At 72.7% G+C, this 21,946-nt stretch carries 14 protein-coding genes; 9 read left to right on the forward strand and 5 right to left on the reverse strand.

All coding sequences use genetic code 11. The features are described 5' to 3' along the window. The first annotated feature begins 96 nt into the window (after window positions 1–96). Both ACH34S_RS33045 and ACH34S_RS33050 read left to right on the forward strand, forming a co-directional pair. The gene (locus tag ACH34S_RS33045) at window positions 97–1,539 is read left to right on the forward strand and encodes an LCP family protein (protein WP_395956786.1); all 1,443 of its coding nucleotides are present in this window, start codon (window positions 97–99) and stop codon (window positions 1,537–1,539) included. A 311-nt stretch (window positions 1,540–1,850) separates the two neighbouring features. Beyond that, window positions 1,851–2,882: a glycosyltransferase gene (locus tag ACH34S_RS33050; RefSeq protein WP_395956787.1), complete on the forward strand. Its 1,032-nt coding sequence runs from the start codon at window positions 1,851–1,853 to the stop codon at window positions 2,880–2,882. A 64-nt stretch (window positions 2,883–2,946) separates the two neighbouring features. On the opposite strand, the gene ACH34S_RS33055 is transcribed toward ACH34S_RS33050, so the two are convergent. Both ACH34S_RS33055 and ACH34S_RS33060 read right to left on the reverse strand, forming a co-directional pair. Next, window positions 2,947–6,144, reverse strand: a complete 3,198-nt coding sequence (locus tag ACH34S_RS33055; protein ID WP_395956788.1) for a hypothetical protein — start codon at window positions 6,142–6,144, stop codon at window positions 2,947–2,949. A gap of 90 nt (window positions 6,145–6,234) precedes the next feature. Then, on the reverse strand, window positions 6,235–7,737 hold the full coding sequence (locus ACH34S_RS33060) for a sulfatase (protein WP_395956789.1): 1,503 nt from the start codon (window positions 7,735–7,737) through the stop codon (window positions 6,235–6,237). 180 nt (window positions 7,738–7,917) lie between these two features. On the opposite strand from ACH34S_RS33060, the gene ACH34S_RS33065 reads away from it, so the two are divergent. Next, entirely contained in the window at window positions 7,918–9,399 is a 1,482-nt protein-coding gene (locus tag ACH34S_RS33065; protein WP_395956790.1) for a family 43 glycosylhydrolase, read from the forward strand. On the opposite strand, the gene ACH34S_RS33070 is transcribed toward ACH34S_RS33065, so the two are convergent. Genes ACH34S_RS33070 through ACH34S_RS33080 form a run of 3 tightly spaced genes read right to left on the reverse strand, consistent with a single transcriptional unit; the run spans window position 9,381 to window position 12,954 of the window. Continuing rightward, complete coding sequence (locus tag ACH34S_RS33070) at window positions 9,381–10,370, reverse strand: glycosyltransferase (protein WP_395956791.1); 990 nt, start codon at window positions 10,368–10,370, stop codon at window positions 9,381–9,383. The two genes, ACH34S_RS33065 and ACH34S_RS33070, sit on opposite strands and share 19 nt — an antisense overlap. Beyond that, on the reverse strand, window positions 10,367–11,575 hold the full coding sequence (locus tag ACH34S_RS33075) for a hypothetical protein (RefSeq protein ID WP_395956792.1): 1,209 nt from the start codon (window positions 11,573–11,575) through the stop codon (window positions 10,367–10,369). The genes ACH34S_RS33070 and ACH34S_RS33075 overlap by 4 nt, the downstream gene beginning before the upstream one ends. Beyond that, entirely contained in the window at window positions 11,572–12,954 is a 1,383-nt protein-coding gene (locus ACH34S_RS33080; protein WP_395956793.1) for a hypothetical protein, read from the reverse strand. Before ACH34S_RS33080 ends, ACH34S_RS33075 begins: the two co-directional genes overlap by 4 nt. A gap of 134 nt (window positions 12,955–13,088) precedes the next feature. On the opposite strand from ACH34S_RS33080, the gene glf reads away from it, so the two are divergent. The 6 genes from glf (at window position 13,089) to ACH34S_RS33110 (ending at window position 21,942) form a co-directional block, all read left to right on the forward strand. After that, window positions 13,089–14,312, forward strand: a complete 1,224-nt coding sequence (gene glf, locus ACH34S_RS33085; RefSeq protein ID WP_395956794.1) for a UDP-galactopyranose mutase — start codon at window positions 13,089–13,091, stop codon at window positions 14,310–14,312. Beyond that, complete coding sequence (locus ACH34S_RS33090) at window positions 14,309–16,396, forward strand: glycosyltransferase (RefSeq protein ID WP_395956795.1); 2,088 nt, start codon at window positions 14,309–14,311, stop codon at window positions 16,394–16,396. The genes glf and ACH34S_RS33090 overlap by 4 nt, the downstream gene beginning before the upstream one ends. Then, window positions 16,393–17,262, forward strand: a complete 870-nt coding sequence (locus ACH34S_RS33095) for an ABC transporter permease (RefSeq protein WP_395956796.1) — start codon at window positions 16,393–16,395, stop codon at window positions 17,260–17,262. Before ACH34S_RS33090 ends, ACH34S_RS33095 begins: the two co-directional genes overlap by 4 nt. Window positions 17,263–17,264: 2 nt before the next feature. Then, complete coding sequence (locus tag ACH34S_RS33100; RefSeq protein ID WP_395956797.1) at window positions 17,265–18,047, forward strand: ABC transporter ATP-binding protein; 783 nt, start codon at window positions 17,265–17,267, stop codon at window positions 18,045–18,047. A 66-nt stretch (window positions 18,048–18,113) separates the two neighbouring features. After that, window positions 18,114–20,810, forward strand: a complete 2,697-nt coding sequence (locus ACH34S_RS33105; RefSeq protein WP_395956798.1) for an HAD family hydrolase — start codon at window positions 18,114–18,116, stop codon at window positions 20,808–20,810. Then, a complete protein-coding gene (locus ACH34S_RS33110; RefSeq protein WP_395956799.1) occupies window positions 20,797–21,942 on the forward strand; it encodes a class I SAM-dependent methyltransferase in 1,146 nt (381 codons plus the stop codon). Before ACH34S_RS33105 ends, ACH34S_RS33110 begins: the two co-directional genes overlap by 14 nt. The last annotated feature ends 4 nt before the right edge of the window (window positions 21,943–21,946 follow it).

Genomic DNA, 21,946 nt, shown 5'->3' on the forward strand with positions numbered 1-21,946 from the left:
CGTTCCACCGTCTGGACGTTCCGCCGCCCCGACGGGCGCATTCGACTTTGCTGTGACGCCCGTGGCAACTGTCCATGATGTGCTGAAATGTAACGGATGCAGCGAAGCGCCGCGCCGTCCTCCGTGTACCTCGCGTCCAACGCCCCGCCCGCACCGGAACCGCCGGCGCGGGGGCGGGTATGGCGCGTGCTCGGCTGGCTGTCGATCGTGCTGTCGGTGGCGCTGGTCGGCACCAGCCTCACCGCCTACGGGTTCTGGCGCCGCCTCGACAGCCAGATCGACCGCGAGAACGTGGAGGACCGGCTCGGCGACAACCGTCCGGAGAAGCTCAACAACTCGCTGAACATCCTGCTGATGGGGTCGGACAGCCGGAAGGGCGAGAACGCCCGCTACGGCTCGGAGTCGGGGCAGCGGTCCGACACCACGATCCTGCTGCACATCTCGCCCGGCGGCGAGAGCGCCATCGGCATCAGCTTCCCGCGCGACTCGATGGTGCAGATGCCGCCCTGCAAGAAGAAGAACGGCAGCACCGTCCCCGCCCAGTTCGGGATGATCAACGTGGCGTTCTCCAACGGCGGCCCGGCCTGCACCTGGCGGACCATCGAGTCGCTCACCAGGATCCACATCGACCACTACGTCGAGGTGGACTTCTCCGGCTTCAAACGGGTCGTGGACGCGCTCGACGGCGTGGAGATCTGCGTGCCCCGCCGCATCGACGACCCCAAGGCCGAACTGCACCTCAAAGCGGGACGCCAGGTCGTGCGCGGCGAGCAGGCGCTCGGGTACGTCCGCACCCGGTACGTGCTCGGCGACGGCTCCGACCTCGACCGGATCAAGCGGCAGCAGGCGTTCATGGCGTCCGTCGTGCAGAAGGCCACCGACAAGGGCATGCTCACCGACCCGGGCCGGACGTACGAGTTCCTGTCCGCCGTCGCCAAGTCGATCAAGGCGGACGACAAGCTCACGCTCTCGGTGATGCAGAAGCTCGCGGGCAGCCTGCGCGGCATGAGCGCGGGGAAGGTGCGGTTCGTCACCGTCCCGGTGCAGGCGTATCCGCAGGACACCAACCGCGTCCAGTTCAACCGGGCCCTCGCCGAGCCGCTGTTCAGGGCCGTCCGGGAGGACAACAAGCTGCCCGAGCCCGCCCCTCCGGCGCCCGTCGCGGCGCAGGGCGCGCCCCAGCCCGTCCCGCCGGAGCAGGTCAAGGTCGCCGTCTACAACGGGACCGGGACCATGGGCCTGGCGCAGCGGACGGCGGACCAGCTCACCGAGCGCGGCTACAAGGTCGTCAAGGTCGGCACCAGCAAGAAGCGCTTCGCCCGCACCCAGATCCTGTACGGGGTGGGCGCCGAACGGCAGGCCGCCGCCCTGGCGCTCGCGCTGCCCGGCCGCAAGCCGCAACCCGGGTCGACCGCCAAGCCCGGCTGGGTCTACCTGGTCATCGGCAAGGACGGCGCCGCGCTCCGCGGCCAGAACGCGGCGGTCCCGAAGGTCGCCGGCGAGATCCGCGCCGACCGCGACGTCTGCGCGAAGACCTGACCGGACGGGTATGCCTGGATTGTCCACTGGCGCCGTGCCAGTGCCCGGTGTCCGGTCCCGGCCAGACCTCGCCGACCGTCCGATGCCGGCTGTTCGAGGACGAGGTTCCCGGTTGTCGTGATACACCGGTATTTTGACCCCCGCGTACCAACAGCTCCCCGCGCAAACCGATATCTCCGGTGAAGCGTCGAAGCTATGACAGCTCAGTCACATCTCCGACAACTCAACTGAATCCTCCCGACCTCTGCCCCGAGGAGCCGCCCCCCGCAACGGGCTCTACCGGGCGCTCACGCCCCCCTCGGAACGGACGCATGCAGCCCGAACCCTTCGCCCTGTTGATGACCGTCTACGGCGGTGATCGTGAGGAGCACCTCCGGGACGCGTTCCGCAGCGCCGTGCACGATCAGACCCTCCGCCCCGACCAGGTCGTCCTGGTGCAGGACGGCCCGGTCTCCGAAGAGCTGTCGGCCTGCCTGCGGGAACTCGTCGAAGGCAGCCCCGTCGAGGTGTCGTTCGTCCAGCTGGAGCACAACCGCGGGCTCGGCCCCGCCCTGGACGCGGGCCTGCACGCCGCCCGGCACGACATCGTCGCCCGGATGGACGCCGACGACATCGCCATGCCGCAGCGGTTCCAGATCCAGGTCCCATTGGTGCGCGCCGGCGCCGACCTCGTGGGCGCCGGACTGCTGGAGTTCGGCGCCGACCTCGCCGACATCGTCGGGCGGCGCATCCCGCCGAGCGACCCCGCCGACATCGCCCGCTACTCCCGGCTGCACGACCCGTTCAACCACCCGACGGTCGTCTACCGGCGCAGCGCCGTCATCGCCGTCGGCGGCTACGGCGACCTGCCGCTGATGGAGGACTACTGGCTGTTCGCGCGGATGATCGCGAACGGCGCGCGGGTCGTGAACGTCGCCGAGCCGCTCGTCTACTACCGGGTGGGGGACGGCGCCTACGAGCGGCGCGGGGGCCGTGACCTGCTCCGCTCGGAGCTCCGGCTGCAGCGCGAGATGCTCGGCGAGGGCTTCATCTCGCGCCCTCAGTATTTGCGCAACGTCGTCGTCCGCGGCGGCTACCGGCTCGTCCCGACCCTGATCCGGCGGCCCTTCTACCGGATGGTCGTCGCCCCGTACGGGGCGCGCCGCAACCGCTCGCGCGAGCGCGCCGTCGCCGCCGCGCCGCCGCCCTTGACCTATATCCCCCGGCATGGGCGCGCCCCGGAGCAGACCCGCCTGTCCGAGCAGACCCTCCTGCCGGAGGAGACGCGCGGGCCGGAGCAGACCCGCGCGCCGGTGGTGCCCCTCCCGGCGCCGACGGAACCGCCCGTCCCGCCCGCCCGCTGATCGGGCCGGCGCATCGGCCCCTCCCGGCCGGGTCGACCGCGATCAAACCCGGCGCGGGCCGCGATCAGTTCGTGCGTGACCAGAGGACGGGCTGGTCGCCGTTGCCGTCCACGCTGCGGCCCACGCCGAGCAGCGTGCTCTTGAAGGCCGCCAGACCGGTGATCTCCTGGTCGCCGACGCCGCCGAGGCCGGTGCCGCCGGGCGTCGCTGCGGTCCAGGTCGTGCCGTCCGCGGACGTCCACGACACCACGTCCGCGGCGCCCGCGGACCCGGTCGTGCCGGCGGCGGCGAATCCCTTCGGCGTCGCGGTCAGCGCGGTGACGGTGACGACCGCGTCGCCGCTCGGGGAGGGCAGCGGCCGCCACGACTTGCCGCCGTCGGTGGAGGCGTAGCCGAGCCAGTTCAGGCCCTGCGCCGTCGCCGCGATGCCGGTGGCGACGAGCGTGTTCCCGCGCGCGGCGACGTGGGTGAGGTGGCCCGCGGTCACGCCGCCGGGCAGCGGCAGCTGCTGCACCGCCCACCTCCTGCCGTCGGGCGACGACCACACAGAAGGCTGGTTGCCCTTGGCGTCCTGGACACCGCCCACCGCCGCGTACCCGGACGGAAGGGCGGCGACGTCGAACATCCAGCGCGCGGTGCCCTTGGCACCACGCAGCGTCTTCGGGTCGGCTCCGGCGCCCGCCACCCAGTTCTTGAGGTCCTTGCTGGTCCAGGTGGCGCCCGAGAAGCCCTGCGTGCCGACGATCACGTATCCGGCGTTCCCGGCCGCGGCGGCGTAGGTGATCGGTATCCCGGTCCTGTCGCCCGCGAAGACGGTGGCGGAGTCGGCGGCCTCCCACGTCGCACCGTCCTTGGAGGTGACGACGAGCGGGCGGCGCGGAGCCGCCTGGTCGTAGCCGACCGCCAGCCAGCCGGACGCGCCGCCGGCGACGTCGTTCAGCTGCTGCGGCCCGGGCCGGGTGAACGCGGCGCCGAGCCCTTGGGCGGGCTTCCAGGACGCACCGTCCTGCGATGACCAGACCGCCGCGTCACCGCGCACGCTGCCCACGGCGACGGTGAGCGCATCGGTCGCGCCGACGGAGCGGACCGAATGGTCGGGCCGGATCACGCCGGGGATCTTCGTCAGGTCGACGGGGACCGCGGTGCCGGACGCGTCCCAGACGCCGAGCATCGGGTCCATGTCGCCGCCGCCCGGCTCCCGGCCGCCGATGATCGTCTGACCGCCGGCCAGCGCGGCGCCCGAGAACTCGCGGCCGGGTTTCGCCTCGGCCGTTCCCGCGTCCTGCCACGCCGCGCCGTCGGCGCTGCGCGACAGCAGCACGTCCCGGCCCCGGAGGACGACGGCCGCGAACCCGGCGCCGTCGCCGAGGACCCGGCTGGTCCGCGTGTAGCCGGAGGTCTGCAGCGCGCCGGCCTTGGCCCAGGCCTTGCCGTCCTTGGACGTGAACGCCTGCCCGAAGAGCTTCCCGGACGCCTTGATCTCGCGTATCGCCAGGAACCCGGCCTGGCCGCCGCCGACCATGAGGCCGCGGCTGCCCTTGGGGACGGGCACATCGGAGGTCGCCCACGTCCGGCCGCCGTCCTCGGAGCGCCACACCACCCGGTAGGGGCCCTGCTTCCCGGACGCGGGCGTGACGAGCCCCTCCAGAAGGATCACGTTGCCGCTCGCGGCGGCCTCGACCAGCAAGAACGTGCCGCTGCTGACCTGGACCCCGATCTGGTCGCCGACCCGGGCCTCCCAGCGCCGGCCGTCGGCGGACAGCCACACGGCGGGCTCGGAGTCGGTGAAGTCGCCCTTCTTGGAGTTGTCGCCGATGGCGAGGAACCCGCTCTCGGTGGCGACGATCCGCCGGACGCGGTTGCCCTTGCCGAACACGTCGCCGACGGCGTCGGGCTGCCTGCGCCAGTTCAGGCCGTTCTCGCTGGTCCACACGGCGCCGCGGAGCCCCGGCACGGAGCCGATGGCGACCCAGCCGCGGGAGGAGCCGCCGACCGCGTCGGGGATGCCGCCGGGCGGTGCGACACCGCCGTCGGTGCCCTGCTGGGTGACGGGCTTGAACGTCCGGCCGCCGTCCGAGGAGGCCAGGAACATGCCCCGGGTGTTCTGCGCGTCGGTCTCGCCGCCGACCGCGACGACGGTGGTGCCGACCGCCGCGACGTCGGTGATCTTCTGGTCGCGGCCGTCGGTGCGGGCCGCGCCGCTCGCGGGGAACAACCCGGCGGCCAGCTTCGCGCCTTCGCCGCCGTCACCCTCGCCGTCGTCTCCGAGCAGGCCGGGCACGACGAGCACGCCCGCGGCGGCCAGGCCCGCCACGGCGAGCACGGCCACACCGATGAGCAGCGGCTTCTTGACGCTGCGGCGAGACCTCGACGGGCCGCCCGGCGTCCGCCACGGCTCTTCGATCGCCGGGGGCGGCACCGGCGGCTGGACGGCGTTCTGGCCCGATTGGCCCGGTTGGCCCGGCTGCACCGGCGCGGCGGGCTGCCCCGGCTGAGGCGCGCCGGGAACCTGCTGCGCCCACGGGAACGGTTCCGCGGCCGGCGGGCTGGGCGGTGTGCCCGGAATCTCCTGCGCCCACGGGAACGGCTCAGGCGCGGCGGGAGCCGAGGGACCGGGAGCGGGGGTGCTGGGAATCTGCTGCGCGTACGGGAACGGCTCCTGGGCCTGGGGGCTCTGGGACGGTGCCGCCGGTGGCCGGCCCGGCGGAGGCTGCGGCGGTGCCGATGGCTGCTGCGCCTGCGCGGGGAACGGCTGTGCCCTGGTCGCGTCCGGGATCTCCTGGGCGTAGGGGAACGGCGGCGGCGCCGGCGACTGCACCTGCGTCGCGTCCGGCATCTCCTGCGCGAACGGGAACGGCGGCGGCGCCGGGATGTCGGTGGACGTGGCCGGCGGGATGTTGGCGGGCGGGCTCTGACCGGCGGGCGGAGCCGGAGGAGGGGGCGGCTGCGCCGCGTCCCCGTCCGGGGCGTCCTCGTTCGGCGGGCTCTCGCCCGAGGGGGAGTGGCCGCCGATGACCACGGTGTGCATGGCCTCGTTCAGGCCGGGGCCGGGGCCGGCGTCGGAGCCGGGGTCTTCGGCTTCGGGTGCGCCGGTGGACGCGGCCTCGGCCTCCGGCTCGGCCTCGTCGGCGCCGTAGTCGGGAAGCAACTGGGCGGCCGAGCTCGGCCCTTCGTTCAACCACTGCGGTGGTGGCGGCGGTGCCTGAGCCGGTTCGGGACCCTCCACCTCGTGGTCGTCATCCGGCTTTCCGGTTGGAGTCACACCCGATCTCCCCGCATCAACTCATCCGCATGATCACTGTGCATTCACAGTCGCCAGCGATGATAGCGGCGCATAAAGGACACGATTCCCTCAGCGGCTCCGGCCCGCGGTGGTGCAGGTCTCGCCGGTGCAGTGGGTGAGCGCGTACAGCAGGTCCGAGAGGTGGCGGCGCCGCTGTTCCGGCAGCGTGCGGACGATGTTGTTCAGCTCGTGGGGGTCGCGGCGGCGGTCGTAGTACTCGCGCTCCCCGTTGGCGTACTCCACGTACAGCAGGTCGTCGTTGCGGAGCGCGTTGTAGGTGGTCGGCGCGCCGGGAAGGGAGTCCTGCCGGTCCGGGTCCTCGGGCGAGGGCGGCGGTTTGACGTGCTCGACCAGCGCCGTCTGCCGCCAGTCGGGCGGCCTGCCGCCGCGCAGGAACGGGACGAGCGAGCGGCCGTCGGTCGCGGGCGGCGGGCGGACGCCGCCGAGCTCCAGGAACGTGGGCGCGAGGTCGGTGTTCTGCGCGCTCTCCCCGACCCGGTGACCAGGAGGGACGCCCGGGCCCACGACGATGTACGGGACGCGGATGTCGGTGTCGAAGGCGGTCATCTTGCCCCCGGCCAGCCGGTGTTCGCCCATGTGGAAGCCGTTGTCGGAGCCGAACATCACATAGGTGTCGCGGTCGAGGCCGGACTGCTTCAGGGTTGTCCGGATCCGGCCGATCATCTCGTCCACGGACTGGACCATCCGGACCCGGTCGCGAAAGCCCGCGTCGATGCGCGCGATCCCCGGCTTGCGCAGCAGGCCGTGCGACCGCAGCCAGGACGGCTTGTCGCGGATGTCCGCCTCGTTGAACGAGAGCGAGCGCGGCGCGCGGAGGGTGGGGAACTTGCCGGCGTGCCGCGGCGCCGGGATGAACGGCCCGTGCGGCGCGAACGTCGAGATCTCCATGAAGAACGGCTGCGACGACGCCTGGGCCCTCCTGATGAAGTCCAGGCCCTTGGCCGCGAGAACGTCGGTCAGATAGTCCTGCGGCCTGCTGCCGTAGGGGACGATCCGCCCGTTCTCGTTCATGTTGTAGTTGTACTCGGGGTAGCCGTTGCCGGTGACGTACCACTCGGTCCAGCCCGGCGGGACGTACGGTCCCGGCCCGCCTTGCGTGTCGTGCGGCCGGTAGCCGTTCATGTACTTGCCGAGCAGCGCGGTGCGGTACCCGGCCTTCTGGAGGAGCGGCGCGAACGACGCCTGCTCGCCGCCGTTCGCCTTGAAGACCTGGTGGCCGCCGTCCGGCGGGAAGTTGGTGCGTACCCCGGTGTTGTGCGGATACCTGCCGGTGAAGATCGTCGCCCGGGAGGTGCAGCACAGCGAGTCCGCCATGAGGAAGTCGTCGAAGGTGAGCCCTTCGCGCTGCATGCCGAGCACCTGGGGCATGTGCGCGATCAGGTTCCAGGAGAGGTCGTCGGTGAGGACGAACACGATGTTCGGCTTCTTCGCCGGCTTCACCTTCCGCGCACCGTCGTCCGGCTTCCCCCGCGTCCCGATGCCGCTGCAGGCGCTGAGGCCGAGCACGGCGACGAGGCAGAACACGGCCGCGAGCCGCCGATGTCGGATCAACGTCCGTCTCCTTCGATGTGCAGGTGCTGATCAAGGGTAACGAGCATGGGGACGTTTCGCGCATGAAGGACGTTCTCCCCATCAAGGGAGGTCGTCCTCCCGATCAGGGAGGGTTCCGCGGGCGGTGGCGACCACATGGGTTCGCCGTCATGTGCGGGTTGTTGGCATGATTCGGAAGCTATGAGGAGGACGGGCGGGGATCTGCGGGCGCTCGCGCCGGTGTTGCCGCTGCTCGCCGGCGCCGGCATCAGCGCCCTGGTGGCGCTGATCGTCGCGGTCGCCTCCTGGGGGCCGCTGTCCGGTGGGGCCGGCGCGCAGCCGTCGCCCGGCGCCGCGAAGGGGCGCCCGGAGGGGCAGGGACCGCCGCTGCCGAGCCCGGCCGGGTCCCCGGTGCCCATCGACCCGCCCGGCTACTCGCCCGTGCAACCGGTGATCCGCACCTCGTTCGCCGACCCGACCGTGCTCAAAGTGGCGGGCGGGTACGTCGCGTACGGCACCAACAACTCCACCGCGACGATGCCGGTCGCGACGGCGACGTCCCCGACCGGGCCCTGGAAGGTGCTGCCCGGCGACGGTCTCGCCAGGCTTCCGGCCTGGGCGATGGAGGGACGGACATGGGCGCCCGAGGTCGTCCCGCCGGGCGGCGGGTCCGGCTCGTACGTGCTGTACTTCTCGGCCCGCCGCAAGGGCGGCGACGAGCAGTGCATCGGCGTCGCGACGGCGTCGTCCCCGGCCGGGCCGTTCATCCCGCGGGAGGGCGCACCGCTGGTGTGCCCGCTGAACCTCGGCGGCGCGATCGACCCGGCGTCATACATCGAGACGGACGGCACGCGCTACCTGCTCTACAAGAGCGACGACCGGCGGACGGCGGCGATCCACCTCGTCAGGCTGTCACCGGACGGGCTGACCCTGGCCGGTCCGCCGAAGCAGATCATGGCGCGGCGCGCGGACGAGCCCGTGCTCGTGGAGGCCCCCGACCTGGTCCGGCGGGGCGGCAGGTACGTGCTGTTCTACGCCTCCGGCTGGTACTTCAAGCCGAACTACCAGACCCGCTACGCGGTCGCGTCGTCGATCGAGGGCCCCTACCTGAAGGCGGCGTCGCCGCTCCAGTCGACCGGCGGCTACGGGGGGAGGATCGCGGGGCCCGGCAGCGCGGACGTCCTCGCCGACGACAGCGGCGACTACCTGGTCTTCCACGGCATCCTCGGCTACCACGGCGGGACCACGGTGACCCGGGGCATGTACGTCACCCGGCTCGGCTGGGACGGTGCGCGTCCCGCCATCCGGGGCGTTCCCGTCCGGTACGAGGCGGAGCGGGCGCGGCTGAACGGCTGCGTGGGCGCGCCGGTGCGGCCGACCGCGTCGGGCGGCCGGACGATCGGCCCGTTCACCCATGACGGGTGCCGCGTCGACGTTCCCGTGTTCGCGCCCGCCGCCGGGCCGTACTCGGTCACCGTGCGGTACGCCAACGCGACCGGCTACGACGCCGACCTGGAACTGTCGGTGAACGGGCACGCGGCGACGTCCCTGCGGCTGTCCGCCACGGCGGGGGCCGGATGGGCGGTGGTGACGGCGAAGGCGGACCTCACCGCCGGATGGAACACCATCAGCCTGCGGAGGGTGGCGGGGCAGGGCGAGATCGACTACCTGGAACTCCGGTAGGCGGCCGTCCGCCCGCGCCGCTCATCGACCGGGACATCGACTCCGACCTCGCGCAGGATCGCCGCGGTCGGCCTCGGCCGTCCGAGCAGCCCCGCCCTTGTTCCGCGGAGCATCGCGCGGCGCAGCACCGCCCGGTCCGAGGACCGGGCGAAGGTGCGGGCCCAGCGCCGCAGGGTGGAGCCCGCGTACAGGACGCGTTCCGCCGGTGCCAGCCCACGGCTCCCGGTGAACAGCCAGATCTTGTTGCGGACCTCGTAGAAGAAGCGGTCGCCGGGGTCGGCGTCCGTCCCGCCGAACTCCCTGGTCTTGTGCACGGCGACGCTCGCCGGGCAGAGCAGGCCGCGGCGCCCGCGCAGCAGCCGGGTCGTGAACTCGAAGTCGTCGTTCCAGAGGAAGTAGCCGGCGACCGGGAGCCCGCGTTCCCGCACGTCCCGCGCGTCCACCAGCACGGACACGAAGGACGCGGAGCGGATCGGGACGCAGCCGGCGGCGCGCGCGATCCGCGCCTCGGCCGCCGCCGGCCTGGGTTTCGGGCGCGGCGTGTTCATCGGATGGTGGCGGCCATCGGTCCACACGACGCGGCTCGCGACCAGCGCGGGCGGCCCGTTCGTGCCGGTCGTGGCCTGCCGCCGTGCGGCCAGCAGGGCTTCGAGGGCCCCGGGTTCGGGGACCGTGTCGTCATCGAGCAGCCAGAGGAGGTCGGCGCCGCCGTCCAGCGCGCGGGCGATGCCCGCGCTGAACCCGCCCGCCCCGCCCACGTTCCGGGGCAGAGTCAGCAGGTCGACGTCCGGGAACCGGCCGGCGACCATCTCGGCGGTACCGTCCTCGGACGCGTTGTCGATGACGACGACCCGGTCCGGGACGCGTGATTGCGCGGCGAGCGCGGTCAGTGCCTCGTCCAGGAGTTCGCGCCGGTTGTAGGTGACGACGACCGCCGTGACGGACGCGCCCTCTCCCGGCCCCGGGGTCACGGGTTCCGCCTGCCCGTGGCGCGCCGGGCGGCGCGCTGCAGCGCGGGCGGCGGGGCCGCGGCCGCCTCCAGGAGCCGCCGCAGGTTGTCCTGGACGCCGGCCATCTCGCTGCGCAGGTGGGCGAGCCCGATGCGCTCGCGCGCCGCCGTCAGCTCCCCGAGCAGGTGCGCCGCGACACCGACGGACGCGGTCGCGATCGACTCGTCGGAGACGTCGCCCGGCAGCATGCCCGGACCCGGGTCGCGCGCCGCCGTCAGCTCGCCGAGGTCGCCGCGCACGTCGTAGCCCGCGCCGCGCAGCGCGTCCGCGATCTGCCGCGTGCGGTTCGCCGCCCACTCCGCATGCCGCGCCGGCAGGCCCATCCGCGGCCGCCCGGTCGTGTCGGTGCCCGCGGTGAGGCCGTGGCCGACGAGATGTTCGCGGACCGTGCGCTCGTAGTCGGCGCCCAGCGCCGGTCCGATCCGCTCGTTCAGCCGGCGCAGCAGCTCCGCTTCGATCGCCGACAGCGGCTCGTCCGCGGGGATCCCCCCGACGTCGCAGGCTCCGGCGTCGACGCCGATCAGGGCGCGGAAGCGGTCCCACAGCGGGCTCTGGCCGCCGTCCGGCGCGGGCAGCGTCAGCACGTGGACGCGCTCCTTCGGGACGGCGGACTCCCAGACCCCGAGCACACGCACCGGGTCGTGCAGCCCCCAGAACATCTCGCCGTACGGCTCGGGAGCGTCGATGCCGCGCGCGACGAGGTCGTCCACGAACCGCTCGAACGTGATCGTGTGGGCGTGCCGGAGCTGCTCCTGCCAGTCCAGGATCAGCTGCCAGCCGAGGTCGCGGGTGGCGAACACCACGTGCACTTCGGCCGGTTCCAGCGCCGCCACGGCACGCTTGACCTGCTGCTCGGTCGCCCCGCCCAGCAGGCCCTGGGAGAAGACCACCGTGGGGCCGTCCCACTCGCGGGCACGCTCGGCCATCCGGGCCCATGCGCCGTCCCAGCCCGGCTCGCGCCGCCCGCCCCAGCTCATCTCCCGCAGATCCATGACGGCCGCGAAGTGCTCCTGCGGGGCGGTGACCGGGTAGCAGACACCGGCGTCGGCGAGGCGCCGCCGGTTGTCCCACAGGGCCCGGTGGAGGAAGGCGGTCTCCGCCGTGGGCGCCCCGATGTGCAGGTAGACGGACTTTCCGGACCCCCGGCCGTCCATGCGCGCGTTCACCTCGTTCTCGTCTCGCTCGTCTCGGCCGCGGACCGTCCCGTCCGGTCCTGGATCTTCCGGTCCTGGATCTTCCGGTAGGCGCCGCGCAGCCGCCGCGCCGCCGGATAGCGGTCGCTCGCGGTCCGTACCGCCCGCCGGACGAGCGGCGCGGCGTCGTGCACGAGCCGTCCGGTGGTCTCCGCCAGGCCGGCGGAGTCGTGCCGCAGCAGGTCGACCTGGTCGCCGACCGGTGCGTCGGCGCCGGGCACGGCGGCGGCACGGCCCTCCGTCTCCAGGACGCGCCGCAGCAGCGCCGCGACGGCGTCGACGCCGGCATCCGCCATCTCCGCCCAGCGCGGTTCGTCGGGCGGGAGCGCGGGCACGGCGCCGGAGCCGGAGCCGGACGGAGCCATGGGCATCAGCTCGTACAGGTCGCCCACGACGTGGTAGCCGGCCGCGCGGAGCGCCTCGACCGTCTCGATGGACCGCTCGGTTGCCCAGGGGACGTGCTCGGCGGGCAGCTCGATCCGCCCCGGGGACGGCCGCGCCGCCAGGACCTGCTGCGCGAGGAAGTGCTTGACGTCCTCGTTGTAGGCGTACCAGGTGAACCCGTCGCCGAGCGTCGCGTTGAGCCGTCGCAGGAACTGGGTTTCGGCCAGGCCGAGCGACTGGTTGGTGAAGACGAGGGACTGGTCGTAGGCGTCCGGGTCGAGCCCGGTCACGGCGCAGAACCGCCGCCACAGCAGGTCGCGGGGCGCCCCCGGACGGGGCAGCGTGACGACATGGACGCGTTCCGGCGGCAGATCGGCGCCCCAGCGGGCCAGCACGGCCACCGGGTCCTGCAGCCCCCAGAACAGCCGGGCTGTCTCGTAGGCGTCCGGGTCCTCGTGCCGCAGCGCGGTGACGAAGTCGCCGAAGCCGGTCGTGAACCGGTTCTTGACGTCCTCCTGCCAGTGCGCGGGGATCTGCCGGCCTAGGTCGCGCGCGGTGAAGATCACATGGACGTCGGCGAAGTCGAGGTCGGCCATGGCCCTCTGGACGTGCTCCGGCGCGGCGGGCGCGAACAGCTCCTGAGAGAGGATCACGGTGCCGTTCCAGTCGCGGGCCTCGTCCACGAGGCGCCGCCAGGTCCCGGGCGTCCTCGGATCGGACGCGTCGCGGAAGAACGTCCTGCGAAGGTCGAAGGCCGCCCGGACGTGGGCGGCGACGTCTCCGCCGGGGTAGAGCACGCCGTCCTCGCGCAGCCGGTCACGGTTGTGCCACAGCATGTACTGCAGGTACGTGGTCCCGCTCTTGGCGGCTCCGACGTGCAGGAAGATCGTCGGCCGCGCACCTCGCGCCGCACTCCGCGCCGCACCGTCCGTGCTGTGCGCCGCACTGCCGGAAGTGGATGGGGCCACCGCGATCCCTGGACTCCTGCGCCGGTACCGATCGAACCCCGGGTATCTTAGCTCCATTCGGTACATACAGGCCGGTCGGCGCCGGGCGCGCGGCCAGGTCTTCCGCTCCCCCCGCACGGGATGGACGCCGTCCAGTGAATGTTGATCTCGTGGTGGCCGGTTCCGGTTTCTTCGGGCTCACGGTCGCCGAACGATGCGCGGCCGAACTGGGGCTGCGCGTGCTGGTGCTCGACCGGCGCGACCACATCGGCGGGAACGCCTACAGCGAGACCGAGCCGGAGACGGGCATCGAAGTCCATCGCTATGGGGCGCACCTGTTCCACACGTCCAACGAGCGGGTCTGGGAGTACGCGAACCGGTTCACCGCCTTCACCGGCTACCGGCATCGCGTGTACTCCACGTTCAAGGGCCGCGTCTACTCGATGCCGATCAACCTCGGCACGATCTGCGAGTACTTCGGCCGCGCCTTCACCCCGGACGAGGCGCGGGCGCTGATCGCCGGGCAGGCCGCCGAGGTGACGGACCCGGCCAACCTGGAGGAGAAGGCGATCTCGCTGATCGGGCGCCCGCTGTACGAGGCGTTCATCCGCGGCTACACCGCCAAGCAGTGGCAGACCGACCCGCGGGACCTGCCGGCGGAGATCATCACCCGGCTCCCGGTGCGGTACACCTTCGACAACCGGTACTTCAACGACACCTACGAGGGCCTTCCGGCCGACGGCTACACCGCCTGGCTGGAGCGGATGGCCGACCACCCGAACATCGAGGTCAGGCTGAACACCGACTTCCTCGACCTGCGCGACGACGTCGCCGGCAACGTGCCCGTCGTCTACACCGGGCCCCTCGACCGCTATTTCGGGTACGCGGAGGGCGAGCTCGGCTGGCGCACCCTGGACTTCGAGCTGGAGGTCAAGCCGACCGGCGACTTCCAGGGCACCCCGGTCATGAATTACGCGGACGAGGACGTCCCGTACACGCGGATCCACGAGTTCCGCCATTTCCATCCCGAGCGGGACGCCTACCCGTCCGACAGGACGGTCATCATGCGGGAATTCTCGCGCGCCGCCGAGCGCGGAGACGAGCCGTACTACCCGGTCAACACCGCCGCCGACCGCGCCCGCCTGGTCGCCTACCGGGACCTGGCCGCGCGCGAGGACGGCGTGTGGTTCGGCGGCCGGCTCGGCACCTACAAATACCTCGACATGCACATGGCGATCGCGAGCGCGCTCGGCATGGTCGACAACAAGCTGCGTCCCCATTTCCGCGGGGATTCGCGTCTAACGAACGGGGGCCTCGGGGGCCCTTCCGGCCCCGGGGGCTCGTCCTCCCGGGAGGAACACGGAGGTGTGGACGAGTGAGCCGATCCACCGCGGACGCCGGCGACGCGGGTACCGACGCCGCCGGCCTGCGCGTCCTGCAGCGGGTCGTGATGCCCGTCGACCGCGACCTGGACGTCCTCAAGCTGTACGTCGAGGGCGAGATCGCCAGGGGCGCGGAGGCGTTCGCCGCCGAGGCCGCCGTCGAGGCCGGCCTCCTCGCCGGGCTCGCCGAGAACGTGGGCCGCCGCAGCGTGGTCGTCCCGGTGGGGCGGCGGGTGTCGTTCGCCACCTACTTCAACGCTTTCCCGGCCAGCTACTGGCGGCGCTGGACGACCGTGGAGGAGGTGGTGCTGCGGGTCCGGCTGCGCGGCCAGGCCACCGTGATCGTCTACCGGTCCAGCGCGAAGGGCCACATCCAGCGCGTCGACGCCGTCCGGATCGATTCCGAGGAGCCCCGCGAGGAGACGGTCCGGCTGACGCTGCGCCCGTTCATCGACGGAGGCTGGTACTGGATGGACGTCCTCGCCGGTGAGGGCGACGCCGTCCTGGAGCGGGCCGACTGGTGCGCCGATCAGGGCACGGCCGGTGAGGTCCCGCAGGGGCGGGTCAGCCTGGGCATCACGACGTTCGACCGGCCCGGCTTCTGCGTCGACCAGCTCCTGGCGCTCGGCCAGGCGCCCGAGGTCCTGGACGTGGTGGACGAGATCTACGTCGTCGACCAGGGCACGCAGCGGGTCCGCGACGACGGGAACTTCGCGCGTGCGGCGGAGGCGCTCGGGCCGCGGCTCCGCGTGATCGAGCAGGGCAACCTCGGCGGGTCGGGCGGCTTCTCCCGGGCGATGGACGAGACGGTCCGCGCCGGGAAGAGCGACTACGTCCTCCTTCTCGACGACGACGTCGTCACCGAGACCGAGGGCGTGCTGCGCGCGGTCGCGTTCGCCGACTTCGCCCGCACGCCGACGATCGTGGGCGGGCACATGTTCAACCTGTTCGCCCGTTCGCAGCTGCACGCCTACGGCGAGACCATCGGACGGTACCGCTGGTGGTGGGAGGAGGCCCCGCACACCAAACGGGAGCACGACTTCGCCGTCCCGCCGAACCCGTTCCCCGTCCTGGACACGAACTCGAACTCGACCAAGCGGGTGAAGAAGAGCTCGGGGAGCCTGCGGCAGACGAAGTGGCTGCACCGGCGCGTGGACGTCGACTACAACGGCTGGTGGATGTGCCTCGTCCCCACCGACGTGGTCCGCAAGGTCGGCCTGTCCATGCCGATGTTCATCAAGTGGGACGACGCCGAGTACTGCGTCCGCGCGGGCGCGGCCGGCTTCCCGACCGTGTCCCTTCCCGGGATGGCCGCCTGGCACGTCCCGTGGCAGGACAAGGACGACGGCATCGACTGGCAGGCGTACTTCCACGAGCGCAACCGGCTGGTCACGGCGCTGCTGCACTCCCCGTACGAGCGGGGCGGCAACCTCCCCAAGGAGAGCTTCATCATCTCGGTGAAGCACGCTCTGGCCATGCAGTACTCCACCGCCGAGCTGATGCTGTCGGCGATCGAGGACGTGCTGACCGGACCCGAGCACATGCACGCGGGGATCGCCACGAAGCTCCCCGAGATCCTCGCGTTCCGGGCGGCGTTCCCGGACGCGCGGAACCGCGTCAGCCACGAGGAGTTCCCCCAGGTCCGGATGACCAGGCCGCCGAGACGGGGGCGCGGGTTCAAGCCCCCGAAGGGGACGGTGAACGTGCTGGCGAGCGCGATGCTCGGCACCGTGAAGCAGCTCCGTCCGGTGGACGCGGCGGCGCTCGGCAACCCGCAGGCGGTGGTGCCGCACATCGACCGGCACTGGGGCCTGCTGTCGCAGCTCGACAGCGCGCTGGTCTCGTCCGCCGACGGCACGAAGGTGGCGTGGTACCAGCGCGACCCCGAACGGTTCCGGACGCTGCTGAAGCGGACGTCGGTGCTGCACGCGCGGCTCAGCCGGGAATGGCCCGAGCTGAGCCGCCGCTACCGGGCGGCCATGGGCGAGATCGCCTCACCGGAGGCTTGGCGCGCGACGTTCGACGCGTCCACGCCCGCCGGCTCCGCCGGCTCCGCCGAGTCCGGGGACGGCGCGGAATGACCGTCCGGTCGATCCGCGCGGACGAGGGGCTCCGGCCGCCCGGAGGCGACGGCGGCCTGCTGCGGACGTTCCGGAGCACCTACCTGCTGCGGCTGCTGGTGCGCCGGGAGCTGCGGGCCCGCTACAAGGGGTCGCTGCTCGGCCTCGGCTGGTCCTACGTGCGGCCGGCGGTGCACTTCGCCGTCTACTTCTACGTCATCGGCGTCTTCCTCGGCATGGACCGGCAGATCGAGCACTTCCCGGTGTACCTGTTCTCGGGGATGATCCTGATCAACCTGTTCACCGAGACGCTGCACTCCGCGACCCGCTCGGTGAACGGCAACGCCGCGCTCATCCGGAAGGTGTTCCTGCCCCGGGAGCTGTTCCCGATGGCGTCGGCGCTGGTGTCGCTGGTGCACTTCCTGCCGGGCCTGACGATCCTGCTGGGCGCGTCCGTCGCCACCGGATGGCGGCCCTCGCCCGGCAGCGTCGGCGCGGCCCTGTTCGGGTTCGCGATCATCGCCGTCCTCGGGCTGGGGCTCGGGCTGCTGTGCGCGGCCGTCAACGTGTTCTTCCGCGACCTGGAGCAGGTCGTGGACATCCTCATGATCGTCATCACCTGGTCGGCACCGATGATCTACCCGTGGACGCACGTCCGGGAGCACGCGCCCGGCTGGGTCCTGGACGTGTATCTCGCGAACCCGCTCGTCAGCGCCGTGTCCCTCTTCCAGCGGGCCTTCTGGTACCCCGGGACCGGCGGCGACTTCGCCTTCCCGCCCGACCTGTACGCCCGCGCGGGCATCTCCCTGGCCGTCAGCCTGCTGGTGTTCGCCGCCGGGCACGCGGCCTTCGCCCGCATGCAGAAGCGTTTCGCGCAGGAGCTTTAGCCGTGACTTCCTCGATCGTCATCGACCGCGTCACGAAGAACTTCACGCTGCGGCACGCGCGCTCGATCAAGGAGATGAGCGTCCGCGCGTTCCGCCGGCAGCGCCTCTCGGACCGGTTCCGTGCGCTGGACGAGGTGAGCCTCACGATCGGCCGGGGCGAGACCGTCGCGCTGATGGGGCTGAACGGGTCCGGCAAGAGCACGCTGCTCAAGCTCATCTCGGGGGTCATGCAGCCGGACGAGGGGTCGGTGCTCGTCCGGGGCCGCGTCGCCGGGCTGATCGACGTCGGCGCCGGCCTGCACCCGGAGCTGACGGGGCGGGAGAACGTCTTCCTCAACGGCGCGATCCTCGGCATGTCCCAGGCGGAGATCACGCGGAAGTTCGACGCGATCGCGGAGTTCTCCGGGGTCGAGCGCTTCCTGGACGACCAGGTGAAGTTCTACTCGTCCGGCATGTTCATGCGGCTGGCGTTCTCGATCGCCGCGCACACCGAGCCGGACGTGTTCCTGATCGACGAGGTGCTGGCGGTCGGCGACCCGCCGTTCCGGGAGAAGTGCCTGGAGCGCATCCGCGAGCTGCGCGGCGAGGGCCGCACGATGGTCATCGTCGCGCACGACATCCGGATGCTGATCGGGCTCTGCGACCGCGGCATCACGATGCGCCAGGGCAGGGTGATCTTCGACGGGCCGACGGAGGAGGCCGGCCGGCTGGTCCGCGAGGACCGCGCCGCCCGCGCCACCGCGGCCGTCACAACGGCCCGTACACAGGGAGAAACCGGTGGATAGGGTGTCCCGGACCATGGCCGGGGGCGGCCATGGACGCCGATGCGGAACCAGGGGAGAGGTGCGGCGTTGACCAAGCAGGTAACCGGGGGCCCGTTGCTCGAGGACGTTCACCGCGTCATCGCCGACCGGGCGTGCTCCGTGCTGTCCCTGGACATCTTCGACACGGTGCTGTGGCGGCGCGTACCCCGCCCGGCGGACGCGTTCGCGCTGCTCGGCTCCCGGCTGCGGGACGCGGGCCTGTGCCCGCCCTGGGTGACGGACGCGACGTTCCGCCGGATGCGGATCGCCGCCGAGGACGCGGCCCGCCGCGGCCGCGACGCCCTCGGCACCGAGGTCTCGCTGTTCGACATCTGGCGCGCCATGCCCGCCGGGATCTTCGGTTCCGCGCCGCTGGAGCAGCTCGTCGGGGCGGAGCTGCGGCTCGAACGCGAGCTGACCGCCGTGGACCTCGACGTCGCCGCGCTCGTGCAGGCCGCGCGGAAGCAGGACGTCCAGGTCGTCCTCGTCTCCGACACCTACTTCACCGAGGACCAGCTCGCGCACCTGCTCGACCGTCCGGAACTCGGCCCGATGGAGGACGTGCGGATCTTCCGGTCGAACCAGCACGGGACCGCCAAGGCGACCGGCCTCTGGGAGATCGTGCTGCGCGACCTGGGCCGCAGCCCGGAGCAGGTGGTGCACGTCGGCGACCACGAGATCGCCGATCACGAGGTGCCGTCCGCGCTGCGCGTCCGCACCGTCCACTACAGCCGGTTCGACGAGCCGTACCTGGAGGTCCTGAAGCGCGAGCGCGAGCCCGTCGCGCCCTTCGGGGACCACGCCCCCGACCTGGACGACCGGCACGGCGACTTCGGCCTGACCAGCCTGCGCGCCAAGGCCGTCCGGGCGGGCGTGCCGTTCACCACGTCCGCGCTGGACGTCGCGTGGCGCTATGGGGCCGGCGTCCTCGGCCCGGTGCTGACCGGCTTTGCGGAATGGGCCGCCGGGAAGGCGCACGAGGCGGGCGTCCGCAGGCTGTGGTGCTCGATGCGCGAGGGCGAGCTGCTGTCCCGGCTGATCAACGAGGCGGCCCGGGCGCGCGGCTGGGACGTCGAGGCCAGGCCGATCTGGCTGTCGCGGTTCGTGACGTCGCTGGCCGGGCTCGACCCGCACGACACCGATGCCGTGCACGCGTTCATCCGGACCGGCTACCGGCTGTCCGTCCGGCAGGCGCTGGCCGTGCTGGAGCTCCAGCCGGGCGACGTGCCGAGCCTCGCGGCCGAGCTGGACACCGTCATCGACAACGGCGACATCGCCGACCGCGTGGCCCGCGCGCTGACCGAGACGCCGCACCTGTGCAACCGGCTCGCCGTGACGGTCACCACCGCCCGCGAACGCATGATCAAGTCGCTGCGGAAGGCGGGCGCCCTCGACGGCGCGGCGGCCCCCGGCGCCCCGGACGGCGGGGACGCCGAGCTGACCCTCGTCGACCTCGGCTGGGGCGGGACGATCCAGCTGCAGCTCGCCAAAGCCCTGGAGATCGCGCGGATCGGCGTCCGGGTGTCCGGGCTGTACCTGGCCACCGGCACCCGGGCCGAGCGGGTGTATCTGGCCGGGCTCCGCGCCGAGGGGTATCTCGCGCAGGCGGGGCACCCGGAGCACGTCGCCGCGACCGTCACCCGCAGCCCCGAGATCGTGGAGCAGTGCGTCAGCGCGCTGTGCGGGTCGCTGCTCGGCTTCACCGAGGACGGCGAACCGGTCCTCGGCGAGACGTCCGACACGCCCACCCAGAACGCGGAGCGGCGGACGGTCCAGGACGGCGTTCTGGCATTCCAGCACCTGTGGAACAGGTACGTCGCCGCGGCCGACGGCGGCTGGCCCGACCTCACCCGTCCGGGGCCCGGCCGTGACCGGCTGGCGCGGATCCTGGTGACCGCGCTCCGGTCGCCGACCGCCGACGAGGCCGCCGTCTTCGGCAACTGGACCCATGAGGACAATTTCGGCTCCTCCCTCGTCACGACGCTGATGCCCGCCGACCTGAAGCCCGTCGTCCCGTACCTGTCGCCCGGCGACCTCGACGACCTGGGCATGCGCGACTCGTTCTGGCCCGCGCTGATCGCCGCGTCCGACACCGGGCTCGGCGCCATGGCGCGGGCCATCGCCGACGACGCGATCGGCCCGGAGGCGTTCGACCCGGCGGGCGAGCCGTACGAGACGCGGCTGCGCTACCGGACGGCGGACGACCAGTGGCACGACCCGATCCGCCGCCGGGTGCGGATCAACCACAACGGGCTGTCGTTCGCCCGGATCGCGTTCGAGCACCACGACACCGTCGACATCTCGCTGGCGATCCCGGGCCGTCCCGCGATCGTGCGGGTCGACTGGATCGAGGCCGTGGTGATCGCCGGCGGCCGCCGCCGGGAGCGGGTGCTGCGCTGGGACCGGCCCGAGGACTTCGTCGGCCTGCACTATGCCGACTGCCGGTATCTCGGCGGCAGCCTGATGGAGTTCGACACCTCCTACGCGGCGGTCTGGCTTCCGCTCGCTCGCCGCGCCGGGACGCCGACGGTGTCGTCCGCGCAGGTGACCATCGCGTTCGCGATGCTCCCGCAGTCCATGACCGGAATGGCGCCGCGGATGCCGGTGGACCGCAGGGCCGAGCGGGCCGCGCGGGCCGCGCGCCTGTCCGAACGGCTCCGCGCGGAGTACCGGACGGCCGGCGTCAAGGGCGTCGCGGCCGGCGCCGGACGAGTTGCCAGGAGGAAGCTCGGTGACACCAGATGAGCTCGCACACGAGCCGGGCGACCGGCCGGGGCGCCGGATGACCCAGGTAACCGGATCCCGCGAGGACCCGCACGCGCAGGCCCGCGCCGCCCGCGAGCGGTCCCTGCTGCTGCACTCGATGTCGGTGTTCCGGGAGCTCTTCGAGACGATCTTCGCGCACCGCGAGATCGCCACGGTGGTCGAGGTCGGCGTGGAGTCCGGGCAGGTCAGCTCGGTGTACGCCGATCTCGGCGCGACGGTGCACTGCGTGGAACCCGCGCCGGACGACGAGCTGCGCGCCGTCCTCGCCGCGGACCCGAGGCTGAACCTGGTCGAGGGCCTGTCCCCGGCGGTGCTCGGCGATCTGCCGGTCGCCGACCTGTACGTCCTGGACGGCGACCACAACTACGCGGTCGTCCGTGCGGAGCTCGCGTGGATCATGGAGAACGCGCCCGACGCCGTGGTCGTCCTGCACGACGTGCTGTGGCCGTGCGGGCGCCGTGACTTCTACTACCAGCCGTCCCCCGTCGCGCCCGAGGACAGGCATCCGGCGACGAAGGACGGGCCGACGGTCTGGCACGACGACGTCACGCCCGCCGGCCTGATCGGCGACGGCGCGTACACGGTCGCGCAGCACGCGGGCGGGCCCCGCAACGGCGTTCTCACGGCCGTCGAGGACGCGCTGGACGGGGCCGGCGGCGACTGGCGGCTCGTGATCGTCCCCGCCGTGTTCGGGTTCGGCGTCCTGATGAGGGATTCCGCGCCCGGCGCGGAGGAGATCGTCGAGGCGCTGCGTCCGCTCACGTCCTCGACCCTTCTCGCGGCCATGGAGGACAACCGGATCGCGCTCTACACGCGCGTCCTGCAGTTGCAGTACGAAGCCGAGGCCCGGACGGACGACGCGACCCGCCTGGCCGAGACCATCACCGCCCAGCAGCGGGAGATCGCGGGCCTGCGGTCCGAGCTCGACCGCGCCCGGGCCGAGAACGCGACCGTGCGCCAGGAGGTGCGGAGCCTGCGGGAGGCGTCCGCCCCATCGTCGGCCCCGGCGCCCGTTCAGGAGCCGGAGCTTGGCGAGGCCGTGTCGCACCTGGGACGGGCGCTCTCCGCCCGCATCCGCAAGAACTCCGGCCGGTCGCGCCCGGCGCGCTGACCTG

Source organism: Actinomadura sp. 3N508 (genome assembly GCF_044326375.1).
Classification (GTDB): domain Bacteria; phylum Actinomycetota; class Actinomycetes; order Streptosporangiales; family Streptosporangiaceae; genus Spirillospora.